Source organism: Actinoallomurus purpureus (genome assembly GCF_024055795.1).
Taxonomy (GTDB): Bacteria; Actinomycetota; Actinomycetes; order Streptosporangiales; family Streptosporangiaceae; genus Actinoallomurus; species Actinoallomurus purpureus.
Genome location: NZ_JAMXMY010000027.1, coordinates 121352 through 132561, shown reverse-complemented (window position 1 = coordinate 132561; position 11210 = coordinate 121352). Strand labels below are relative to the sequence as shown.

General features: G+C 70.7%; 12 protein-coding genes. 4 read left to right on the top strand and 8 right to left on the bottom strand.

The genetic code is table 11. From position 1 onward, the window contains the following. Positions 1-31: 31 nt before the first annotated feature. The 4 genes from NE236_RS37220 to NE236_RS37205 are packed head-to-tail and all read right to left on the bottom strand — an operon-like array spanning position 32 to position 3421. Entirely contained in the window at positions 32-565 is a 534-nt protein-coding gene (locus tag NE236_RS37220) for a YbhB/YbcL family Raf kinase inhibitor-like protein (protein WP_252846971.1), read from the bottom strand. A 26-nt stretch (positions 566-591) separates the two neighbouring features. After that, the gene (locus NE236_RS37215) at positions 592-1458 is read right to left on the bottom strand and encodes an ABC transporter permease subunit (protein ID WP_252846970.1); all 867 of its coding nucleotides are present in this window, start codon (positions 1456-1458) and stop codon (positions 592-594) included. Continuing rightward, positions 1455-2375, bottom strand: a complete 921-nt coding sequence (locus NE236_RS37210; protein WP_252846969.1) for a carbohydrate ABC transporter permease — start codon at positions 2373-2375, stop codon at positions 1455-1457. Before NE236_RS37210 ends, NE236_RS37215 begins: the two co-directional genes overlap by 4 nt. After that, on the bottom strand, positions 2372-3421 hold the full coding sequence (locus tag NE236_RS37205) for an ABC transporter ATP-binding protein (protein ID WP_252846968.1): 1050 nt from the start codon (positions 3419-3421) through the stop codon (positions 2372-2374). Before NE236_RS37205 ends, NE236_RS37210 begins: the two co-directional genes overlap by 4 nt. A 304-nt stretch (positions 3422-3725) precedes the next feature. Between NE236_RS37205 and NE236_RS37200 the strand changes: the two genes are divergently transcribed. After that, a complete protein-coding gene (locus tag NE236_RS37200; RefSeq protein ID WP_252846967.1) occupies positions 3726-4970 on the top strand; it encodes a phospholipase D-like domain-containing protein in 1245 nt (414 codons plus the stop codon). A 64-nt stretch (positions 4971-5034) separates the two neighbouring features. Here NE236_RS37200 and NE236_RS37195 read toward each other — a convergent pair whose 3' ends face one another. Together NE236_RS37195 and NE236_RS37190 are read right to left on the bottom strand one after the other, a co-directional pair. After that, positions 5035-5862, bottom strand: coding sequence for an ABC transporter ATP-binding protein (locus NE236_RS37195; RefSeq protein WP_372494496.1), 828 nt, complete (start codon positions 5860-5862; stop codon positions 5035-5037). After that, on the bottom strand, positions 5855-6763 hold the full coding sequence (locus NE236_RS37190) for an ABC transporter permease (protein ID WP_252846966.1): 909 nt from the start codon (positions 6761-6763) through the stop codon (positions 5855-5857). The genes NE236_RS37195 and NE236_RS37190 overlap by 8 nt, the downstream gene beginning before the upstream one ends. A gap of 447 nt (positions 6764-7210) precedes the next feature. On the opposite strand from NE236_RS37190, the gene NE236_RS37185 reads away from it, so the two are divergent. Continuing rightward, positions 7211-7576: a DUF2795 domain-containing protein gene (locus tag NE236_RS37185; protein WP_252846965.1), complete on the top strand. Its 366-nt coding sequence runs from the start codon at positions 7211-7213 to the stop codon at positions 7574-7576. Positions 7577-7685: 109 nt separating this feature from the next. After that, entirely contained in the window at positions 7686-8240 is a 555-nt protein-coding gene (locus NE236_RS37180) for a YceI family protein (protein ID WP_252846964.1), read from the top strand. Positions 8241-8362: 122 nt separating this feature from the next. Here NE236_RS37180 and lepB read toward each other — a convergent pair whose 3' ends face one another. Next, the gene (gene lepB, locus NE236_RS37175) at positions 8363-9052 is read right to left on the bottom strand and encodes a signal peptidase I (RefSeq protein WP_252846963.1); all 690 of its coding nucleotides are present in this window, start codon (positions 9050-9052) and stop codon (positions 8363-8365) included. A 123-nt stretch (positions 9053-9175) separates the two neighbouring features. Here lepB and proS point away from each other — a divergent pair, with 123 nt between their 5' ends. Continuing rightward, a complete protein-coding gene (gene proS / locus NE236_RS37170) occupies positions 9176-10612 on the top strand; it encodes a proline--tRNA ligase (protein WP_252846962.1) in 1437 nt (478 codons plus the stop codon). 63 nt (positions 10613-10675) lie between these two features. Here the strand turns inward: proS and NE236_RS37165 are convergent, their stop codons facing one another. Then, positions 10676-11203, bottom strand: a complete 528-nt coding sequence (locus NE236_RS37165; protein WP_252846961.1) for a DUF6328 family protein — start codon at positions 11201-11203, stop codon at positions 10676-10678. Between the last annotated feature and the right edge of the window lie 7 nt (positions 11204-11210).

Sequence of the window (11210 nt, the reverse complement as noted above, 5' to 3'; positions counted from 1 at the left end):
CCCTGCGTCGGCTCGCCACGGCCTCGCGCCGTCAGTGACCGTACTCCGGGACGATCTGGGCTCGGCCCAGCGTGTGGGCGGTGATGGTGAAGCCGACGACGGCGGGCGGTGCGTCATCGGGGACGCCGAGCTTCTCGACGTCCAGCGCGTGCACGGTGAAGGCGTACCGGTGCGGTGTGCCCGGGGGCGGGGCCGCCCCGCCGAACTCCTTGCGGCCGTAGTCGTTGCGGGCGTGCAGGGCGCCTTCGGGCAGTCCCTTGAAGTCGCCGCCGCCCGCCCCGGTCGGCAGCTCGGTCACCGACGCCGGGAGGTCGTACAGCACCCAGTGCCAGAAGCCGCTGCCGGTGGGGGCGTCGGGGTCAAAGCAGGTGACGGCGAAGCTCTTGGTCTCCGGGGGAAAGCCCTCCCAGCGCAGGTGCGGGGAGAGGTTCTCGCCGCTGAACCCCCAGTCGTTGAAGACGTGGGCGTTGGACAGCTGCTGGCCGTGCGCGACGTCATCGCTGGTCACGGCGAAGGACGGGACCTTGGGCAGGAATTCGTGCGGCAGCGGTGGTCGGCCTGCCATGGCAACCTCCTCGATCGATTCGACGATTACGCCTTAGTCCTATCAGCCGTGCCCGCCGAGGCCGCGATGATCCTTCCCAGTACGAGATCGGCCGCAACCGCCAGGGGGACCGCGACCAGGACCACCCCCAGCTGCAACGACCGCCACAGCGGCGCGCCGCCGTGCGCGAGCCGCGTGGGGATCCCGGCGGCCACCGTCGGATGCGCCGGGGCGAGGGCCCGCGCGTAGACGAAGTCCCCGGCCGCCAGCGTGAACGCGAGGACCGCCACTGCGGCGATCGCCGGTGCCAGCTGCGGCACGACGACCCGCAGGAACGCCGCGAGGCGGCTGTGCCCGTCCACGAGCGCCTGTTCCTCGATGTCCGCCGGGGCGGCCCGGAGGAATCCGCCGAGCAGCAGGACCGCCACCGGGACGGTGATCGTCGGCTGGACGAGCACGAGCGTCCACACGGAGTCGCCGGGCCCGAGCGCGCCCGCGGTCCACGACAGGGGCGGCATGAGCAGCGCGGACGGCACCAGGGCGAGGACGGCGAGCGCCCGGCCGACCGCACCACCCCACCGCCGCCGGGTCAGCGCGTACGCGGCCGGCAGCGCGAGCAGCAGCGTGACCGCCGTGACGAGCGCACCGGCGAGCAGCGTGTTCGCCACGAACACCGGAAACGGCGTCGACCGCAGCAGCAGGCGCACGTGCGCCCCGACGCCCGCGTCACCCGGGTACGACCGGAACGCGGTGACCACACCCCACAGGAACGGCGCCGCGCACAGGACCGACGCTCCGGCCGCCAGCACGTACAGCACCGACCGTGCCAGCACATGGCGCACCGTGTGGCGCCGCCGCTGCCGGGCGAGTTCCCGCGCCGCCGTCCGCGCGGCCAGCCCGCCGGTGACGCTCACCGCTCCGCCCGCCGTCGTACGACACGGAACAGTCCGGTTGCTCCGGCGAGCGGCAACGGCAGCAGGAGTACGGCGATCGCCGCCCCCTGCCCGAGAGCGCCGCCCTCAGCGCCCCGCGTGTAGGCGAGCGTGGCGAGCGTCTGCGTCGCCCCACCGGGACCACCGTGGGTCAGCACGGCCACGACCGTCACGTCGGCGCAGGTGAGGACCGCGGTCACCAGTGCGGCGACCGCGATCGACGGCAACGCGAGGGGGAGCGTGACCTCCAGCGCCCGCCGCGCCGCGCCCGCTCCGTCGACGCGCGCGGCGTCCCGTACGTCGCGGGGGATCGCCGTGAGCCCGGCCGCCATGACCACCGCGGCCAGCGGCGTCAGCCGCCAGACGTGCACGGCGACGACCGCGCCCATCGCCACGGCCGGCCGCGTGTGCCAGGCGCCGTCCGGAACGCCCAGGGCACGCGTGAGCCATCCGGCCGGGGAGTCGGCCGAGTCCAGCAGCCACCGCCACGAGGTCGCCGACAGCGCGGCCGGCGTCGTCCACGGCAGGAGCACGAGCGGTCGGACGAGCCACCGGCCACGGAACCGCGCCAGCAGGACGTGGGCGAGGACCTGCCCGCAGAGCACCACCAGGACCGTCGAGACGGCGGTGAACAGCAGCGTGTCGCCCAGCGCCCGCCAGAACGCCCCTTCGCCCAGCGCCGAGGCGAACTCACCCGCGCCGGTGAAACGGTACGCGGGGGCGGTCGCCGTCACCCCGGACAGCGCCAGCGCCACCGCGAGGGCGAGCGGCAGGACGACCAGCGCCGTCAGGTACACCACCGACGGCAGCAGGAACACCCAGGTGAGGAGGCCCTCCCGGTCCGCCGGTCCGCCCCGGCGACGGGCGTCCGGTGCGGTGTCGGCCGCCACCCGGATCACCCGCCGATCCGCACGGGCGCCGTGCGGTTGCCGTACTCGGCGTCGAAGAAGCGCAGTCGGTCGCCCGGCACGGCGAACTCGCGGGTCTGGCCGCCGGCGAGGGGAGTGGTCATCGTGGCGGGCAACCGGGCGATCACGCGGGTCTCCTGGCCGATCCGCGCCACCGATCCGTACACGTGCCGGTCGCCCGACAGGTACTCGATCCGGTCGATGCGCAGCGGCATCGTGACGCGTCCCTCCGGTGGGATCTCCTCGGCGGGCAGCAGGTGCTCGGGGCGGAACCCGATGAGCCGGTCGCCGCGCGGCACGAGGTTCATCGGCGGGGTGCCGATGAGCGTCGCGACGAACGTGTCGACCGGCTCGTCGTACAGGTCCTGGGGCGTGCCGACCTGGCGGAGCCGCCCGGCGTCCAGCACCGCGACGCGGTCACCGAGGCCCATCGCCTCGGCCTGGTCGTCGGTCACGCAGATCATCGCGGTGCCGAGCCGCCGCTGCAGCGACCGCAGCTCGTCGCGGGCGGCGGCGCGCAGCCGCGCGTCCACACCGGACAGCGGCTCGTCGAGCAGCAGAACGGCCGGCTCCCGGGCCAGTGCGCGCGCCAGGGCCACCCGGCGTCGTTCGTCCACGGACAACCGGCCGGGGCGGCGGCCCAGCAGGTGAGGGATGCCGAGCAGGTCGGCGGCCCAGCGGGCCTTGCGTTCGCGCATCGCCCGTGGCGTGTGCTCGGCCTTGAGAGGGAACTCGATGTTGCCGCGCACGGTCTTGTGCGGATACAGGGCGTACGAGGGGACCACCAGGCCGACCCGGCGGATCCTCGGCGGCAGGCCGTTCACGAGATGACCGCCGAGGTGCACCTCGCCATGAGTCGGGGATTCCAGGCCGGCGATGGTGCGCAGCAGCGTGGTCTTGCCGGAGCCGGGCGGTCCGAGCAGGACGAGGCACTCGCTCCGCGCGGTCGCCAGGTCCACGCCGTCGAGCGCGCGCACATGCTTCTTGCCGGGGCCTTCGTACACCTTCACCAGGCCCCGTACCTCGACGACCTTCACCGACGGGCGGGCACGGACGGAGTGACGGAACGGAGGGGATGGAGGAAGTCGTGTCGGGACAGAGGACGCCGATCCGGCATGGGACCTTCCTCGTGCAGAGGTTCCTCCCTCGAAAGTAGATCGATCTTGGCCGCGCTTCCAGCGGCAGTTGACGCACAGGCCGCCATCCGTGGCCTTTCTTCGGCAATCCGTGTGACGAGAGTGACCAAGGCGATACAGTGCGTGATCGTAAATCGGTCGAGATCTGGGTGTGTGCCGGACGTCGGCTGGTCCGGCCAACCCAGGAACGGGGAGAACTCAGGACATGCGTGGACTCGCCATCGCCGCGGTCAGTGCGGTCGCCATCGGAAGCGCCTCCCCGCCGGCCCGGTCGGCACCATCCGGGTCCGCGGACACCACGGCGCGGGGGACCACGGCGCGGGCATCCGCGCGGAAGGCGACCGGCGGGAAGGACGCGGCGATCACCGCCATGGCCGCGCTGCGGCCCTCCGCGGTGTTCAACATCCCCTCCGGCTCGGCAGCGGAGCAGAACGCCATCGCCCACCACGTCAACCAGCTGGCCTCCGGAGCCCCCCGGGGCGCGCTGATCCGGGTCGCGGTCTTCATGTTCACGTCGCGGGCGTTCGCCCAGACCCTGATCGACGCGAAGAAGCGCGGCGCGCACGTCCAGCTCGTCGTCGACGCGAGCACCCGCGACAACGATGCCTACCGCAGCGTGGAGCGCGCGCTGGGCACCAGCCGCAAGGGATCATCGTGGGTGGTGGCCTGCCACAAGGGCTGCATCGGCGACACGATCATGCACAACAAGTTCTTCCTGTTCTCCCGCACCGGCCGGGCCGGGAACGTCGTCGTGCAGTCGTCAGCCAACCTGACCACGCGCAACCGCGTCAACGCCTGGAACAACGCCGTCACGATCAGCGACGCGCGGCTCTACCGGGCGTACGGCCGCTACTTCGCCGCCCTGGCCGCCCGGCACCACGAGCGGGACCACTACCGCGTCACCCGCAGCGGGCGCGTCACGGCGTACACCTTCCCCCGCGCCGGATCCTCGCCGAAGACCGACACCCTGTACCGGCTGCTCGGGCGGGTCGACTGCACGCCCGGGACATCGGTGCACGTCACGACGTTCAACCTCAGCCGTACGGCCGTCGCCGAGCGGCTCTGGTCGCTCTCCCACGACGGCTGTGACGTCCGGGTCATCTACACGAACCTCGGCGAGCGGGCCCGCGAGATCCTCGAGCAGGAAGGCGGTCCGCAGTTGCTGAGCAGTCACTACCTGTACGTCGACCCGGACACCGGCGACCAGATCGACGCCTTCGCGCACTCCAAGTACGTGCTGATCAATGGCACGTACGCCGGGCGCCGGCGGAAGGTCGTGATCACGGGGAGCCCGAACTACACCGAGCCGGCCCTGCGGCACAACGACGAAACGATGATCACCATCGAGGGGGCGGACATCTACGGCGCCTACCAGAGCAACTTCGTACGGCTCTGGCAAGCCGCCCGGTCCCACTTCCAGCTACAGGACAGCGTGCCGGACCCCGGATGATCCGGCGAGAGCCTGCTTCAGAAGCCGGTTCCCCGGAACGCCCGACCTCTGAAGCAGGCCACCATCACTTGCCGTTGGCCTCGGTGTACGCGTCGACGACCGTGTCGGGGTCGTCGTCCATGATCAGCCGGCCTTCGTCGACCCACAGCACCCGGTTGCACATCTCCCGGATCGAGTCCAGCTGGTGGGCGACGAGGAAGACCGCGCCGGCCTCGTCGCGCAGCTCGTTGATCTTGGCGGCGCTCTTGCGGCGGAACTTCGCGTCACCGGTGGCCAGCGCCTCGTCGATCAGCAGCACGTCGTGCGACTTGGACGCGGCGATCGCGAACCGCAGCCGCGAGCCCATGCCCGAAGAGTAGGCCCGCATCGGCAGCTGGATGAAGCCCTCACGGAGACCGGCGAACTTCACGATCTCGTCGTACTTCGTCTTGACCTCGTCCGGGGCCATGCCCATCGCGAGGCAGCCCAGCACGATGTTGCGCTCACCGGTGAGGTCGTTCATCAGGGCCGCGTTGACGCCGAGCAGCGACGGCTGGCCCTCGGTGTAGACGCCGCCGCTCTGCGGCGGCAGCAGCCCGGCGATCGCCTTCAGCAGCGTCGACTTGCCCGAGCCGTTCGTGCCGATGACACCGATCGCGTCGCCCTTGTAGGCGACGAAGGACATCCCGCGGATCGCGTGGACCTCCTTCATCGTCGGGCGGTTCTCCCGGCGCAGGACCCGCATGAACGCGCTGGCGGCGTTGCCCTTGCCGCCCGCGCCGAACACGCGGTAGATGATGTGCAGGTCGTCCACCACCACGATGGGCTCGCGATTCGGGTCGAGAACCACGGGCGGAGCCGACCCGTCGGGCGCTCCGGACACCTTGACCTTGTCCTTGACGGCATCAGCCACGGCCGTACCTCTCCTCGGCGCGGTAGAAGAACCAGAAGCCCACGACGAACATCACGACGGCCCAGCCCGCGCCGTATGCCCAGAGGTGCGTCGTCGGCTCGTGCAGCTTCGTCCGGACGTACCCGCGATAGGTGTCCAGCAGGCAGTAGCGCATCAGCTCGGGGAAGATGTAGCCCGGGTTCGCCTCGAGCACATGACCGATCCACGGGTGCTCGTGCAGCCGGGGCGACTTCTTCAGTGCTGAGAGGCTGTAGATGATGCCGGAGAAGTAGAGCCAGGTCCGCAGGATGAACGGCAGCAGCTGCGAGATGTCGCGGTTGAAGGCACCGATCCGGGCCAGGGCGAGGCTGATCCCCACGTTGAAGACCAGCTGCATGAGCAGGACCGGGACCAGGAGCAGCCAGCGCCAGGTCAGCGGCTCACCGAACGCCAGCACGATGACGAACAGCACGCCCATCGAGACCAGCAGCTGCTGCAGCTCGATGATGGTGTACGCCAGGGGAAGGCTGGCCCGCGGGAAGTGCAGCGCGCGGATCAGCGACAGATTGTCCCCGACCGACTTGGCGCCGGAGTTCACCGACCGCTGCGTGAAAGTGAAGACGAAGACACCCGTCACCAGGAAGGGAATGAAGGTGTTGTGCGGCAGGTTGCGGCTGGTGTTCAGCAGCAGGCCGAAGATCAGGTAGTAGACCCCCGCGTTGAGTAGCGGGGTCAGGACCTGCCATACCTGTCCCAACCGCGACTCGGTGTACATCGAGATGTTCTTGGCCGAGGCGAACGCCCAGATGAAGTGGCGTCGCTGCCAGAGCTGGCGGATGTACGCACCGATGGGGGGACGAGCGGCGCTCTGCTTGAGCCCGTGACGCGTGGCGAACTCGGCCAGCGGGGGGTTCCCATTCATGTGAGGGGGCTCCGCAATCGCGCTGACCTGCCCGCCACCCGAGGCTCCGAGCCGTTCCGGGTGACTCATGCGGAGCAGCCTATTGCAGTCCGGGGTCCGGGAACGACCATCCGGGAGATGCGGTGGCAAGAATGTGATCTTTGGCGTGATCCGGTGCGCAACGGGGATACACCGGTTCATGTCCGCGTTGAATCGAGCGAGAGAGCTGGACCAGCGCGCTTACGACGCGGTGGCGGTGACGGCCGGCTCGGGGGTGCCCGTCGGAGGCTTCGCCAGGGTTCACCGAGCCGCTGGTCGGGTAGGGCGGCTGGAGGGGCGGTCACGCAGTGCGACCGCCCGGTTTCAAGTCGAGGATCTCGGGCGTTCCCCAGCCGGGGGGTCGGACCGGAACGCCTGCGTGCCCGGGGGAGCGTCTGAGAGGGGGCTACGCGAAAGGTGAGGTCTTCCATGCAGCGCGAGAGCGACAAGCAGGGTACGGCCCAGGACGAGCACCTCCGGAAGGAGACCACGAACCTGATCAGGGGGAGCGGGACGGGACGAGCGGAGCACGGCGGCGCGGGTGCGGACGCCGCGGCACAGCCGTCGCGGCCGGCGCGCGGCATGTCGCCCGCCGACGTCGCCCGCCGGGCGGAGCTCAGCCGACACCTGCCGCCCGGTGAGTTCCCGGCCGATCGGCGTCATCTGCTCGCCCACCTGCGGAGCAAGGGGGCGCCCGACTCGGTGGTCGAGGCGATCTCGGGGCTGCCCGAGGGCAAGGAGTTCCGGACGATCGGGGAGGTCGTCCGCGAGATCGGCCTGACGGCGCGGCACTGAGACGTGGCCCGATGAACCCGAGCAACGCGAACCGGAGGCGCCCGGCCGGGCGCCTCCTCCGTGACGATGTGATCGTCGGTGCCCCGGCGGCGCGGCGTACCCTGGTGACATGGCGCTGACCGCGGGCACCTACGCGCTGGGGCCGGATTCGGGACGTCTCCTGGTCCGGACGTCCCGCAGCGGCGTCGGCCGCAAGGTGGGCCACGACCTGACGATCGAGGTCACCCGCTGGTCCGGTGAGGCCGTCGTCGACCCGGCGGACCCCGCGAGCTTGTCGGTGACCGTGTCGGCGGAGGTCGACTCGCTCAAGGTGCGCGAGGGCACCGGCGGGATCAAGCCGCTGACCGACTCCGATCGCGCCGAGATCGAGAAGAACGCGCGCGAGAAGATCCTCCGGGCCCGCGAGCACCCGGTGATCACCTTCCGGTCGACCGGGGTCGAGGGCACTCCCGAGGCGTTCACGATCACCGGTGACTTGACGATCATGGGGCGGACGAATGCGATCTCCGTCCGCGGAGGCGTGGAGGACGACCGCGTCCGCGGCGGAACGACCGTCGTGCAGACGCGCTGGGGCATCAAGCCGTACTCCGCCCTGCTCGGCGCCCTCAAACTCGCCGACGAGGTCGCGGTCGAGTTCGACCTGGCCCTCCCCGGCGCGGACTGACCCACGCGGCGGCTCTCAGCGAGCGGGCCCGTCGGGAAGGACGTGGCCGAGATGCGCGACTTCGACGTGACCCATGATCGCTCAGTCTGCGGCATCCCTCCCGGCGGGCCAACGGGGCGTGGTCAGCCCTTGCCGAGGGTGTTCCAGCGGGACGGCGGCCAGACGATCACGAACGCGCGGCCGATGACGCTGTTCACCGGGATGGTCCCCTGGTAGCCGTCCTGCATGTGGAAACGCGAGTCGGCCGAGTCCGACCGGTGGTCTCCCATCACCCAGAGACGGCCCGCGGGGACCTTGACCGGGCCGAAGCTCTTGTGGTCGTCCTCGAAGACGTACGGCTCGTCGAGCGGCTTGCCGTCGACGAGGACCCGTCCCTTCGCGTCGCAGCACTGGACCGTCTGACCGCCCACCGCGATGACGCGCTTGACGAGGTCCTTCTCGTTCGCCTGCGGCATGCCGAACAGCCCGCCGACCCAGCCCAGCGCGCGCTGCAGCGGGTTTCCCGGCTTGGCGATCCGCGTCTCCGGCTCCCATGACGCCGGGGCGCGGAAGACCACGATGTCGCCCGTCTTCGGGTCGTGGAACCGGTAGCCGGCCTTGTAGACGAGGATCCGGTCGCCCGTGCAGCCCGCGCAGCCGTGCAGGGTTCGTTCCATCGACTCCGACGGGATGAAGAACGCCTGCACCAGGAACGTCTTGATCAGCAGCGAGAGCACGAGCGCGATGCCGATCAGGATCGGCAGCTCCCGCAAGAACGATCGCTTCTTCGCGGGCTTCTTCTTCTCCGCCTCCGGCGGGGACTCGTCTGACACGCCTGTACGGTAGACCCAACGCGCGTGTGATCGGCGTAAGGGGGCCGTCGGCGGGTCCGTACATCCCGGGTTGTCCTCCGGGGTTGTCCACGCGACCGCCCGGAGGCCGGTACCCTCGGCTGCGTGAGTCGGGAAGGTGTCACTCCTCAGTCTGAAGACTTCTCCGCCTGGTACAACGAGGTCGTTATCCAGGCCGAGCTGGTCGATCGCGGCCCGGTGCGCGGCACGATGGTCATCCGGCCGTACGGCTACCGCATGTGGGAGCTGCTGCAGGCCGACCTCGACGGTCGCATCAAGGAGGCCGGGCACGGCAACGCCTGCTTCCCGATGTTCATCCCGGAGTCGTACTTCAAGCGCGAGGCCGAGCACGTCGAGGGGTTCTCGCCCGAGCTGGCCGTCGTGACGGTCGCCGGCGGTAAGGAGCTGGAGGAGCCGCTGGTCGTGCGGCCCACCTCCGAGACCGTCATCGGCGAGTACATGGCCAAGTGGATCGGCTCGCACCGCGATCTGCCGCTGCTGTTGAACCAGTGGGCCAACGTCGTGCGCTGGGAGCTGCGGCCGCGCATGTTCCTGCGCACCACCGAGTTCCTCTGGCAGGAGGGCCACACCGCGCACGCGGACGAGGACGACGCGATGCGCGAGACCATGTGGGCGCTGGACGCCTACGCGGCCGTCGCCCGTGAGCTGACCGCGATGCCGGTCATCGAGGGTGAGAAGACGCCGAGCGAGCGGTTCGCCGGGGCGGTGCGCACCTACTCGATCGAGGGCATGATGCGCGACGGCCGGGCCCTGCAGGCCGGCACCTCGCACTACCTCGGCACCAACTTCGCCAAGGTCTTCGAGATCCAGTACCAGGACGCCCAGGGCGAGCTGGTGCACGCCCACACCACGTCCTGGGGCATGAGCACCCGCATGCTCGGCGGCGTGATCATGACGCACGGCGACGACAAGGGCCTCGTGCTGCCGCCGCGCATCGCGACGTACCAGGTCGTGATCGTGCCGATCGGCCGCGACGAGACCGCCGAGCGCACGGTCGCGGCGGCGCGTGAGCTCGCGGACCGGCTGAAGAAGGCCGGCGTCCGCGTGCACGTCGACGAGCGCACCCAGCTGCGGCCCGGGTTCAAGTACAACGACTGGGAGATGCGCGGCGTCCCGATCCGGCTGGAGCTGGGCCCCCGCGACCTCGATGGCGGAGTCGCCACGCTGGCCCGCCGCCTCGGCGACCAGGGCAAGGAGCAGATCCCGCTCGACCGCGTACCCGAGGTGCTGCCCGGCATCCTCGAGGACTTCCAGGCGTTCCTCTACGCCCGCGCGGAGAGCTTCCGCGACGAGCACACCGCCGAGATCGACGACTGGGACTCCTTCCGCACCCAGGTCACCGACGGCTGGGCGACCGTCCTGCACTGCGGCCGTACGGAGTGCGAGGACGAGATCAAGGCCGACACGGCCGCCACGCCGCGCGTGATCCCGCTCGCGGCGCCGGAGGAGACGGGAGCCTGCTTCCGCTGTGGGCAGCCGTCCGCGTACGGCAAGCGGGTCATCTTCGGCCGCTCGTACTGACGGCCCCTTCGATCGCATACGAGACCGCCCCCCGCGCCGCGCACGGGGCGGTCTCGTCGTCTTTCAGTCGATGACCGTCCGCCGGGCGGGCGGCCCGCCCGGCCGGGCCTCTTCCTCTTTCCGTGCCCCGGCGATCCGGCGCCGGGTCAGGATCGGCTGCAGGAACCACGCCCACCCGCAGACCGCGATGACCCCTGCCGCCGTGCCCGCGGCCAGCCAGGAGGAGAAGAACCCCTTGGCCGCGACGGCCACGGCGCAGGACATCGACACGGTCAGCGCCAGCGTCCCGGCGATCCCGTACCGGTTCGACCGGCTGACCAGCAGGTCCTTGCGACCGGAGTGGAACAGCATCCGATGCTGGGCGGCGGGGGCCATCAGGCAGATCGACGCGCACGCCGCCGTGATCAGCGACAGGTAGAAGATCCACTGTCCGAGGTGGCCGACCCGCTTGAACCCGTTGGAGAACGGCAACGTGAGCAGGAACGCGAACAGGAACTGCACCCCGGCCACGATGACGCGCAGGCCCTGGAGCATCTCCACGAGTTCGCGGTCGGCTCGCTCCCGGGGTGTCTCGTCGCGTTCTGAACTCACCTGTCTC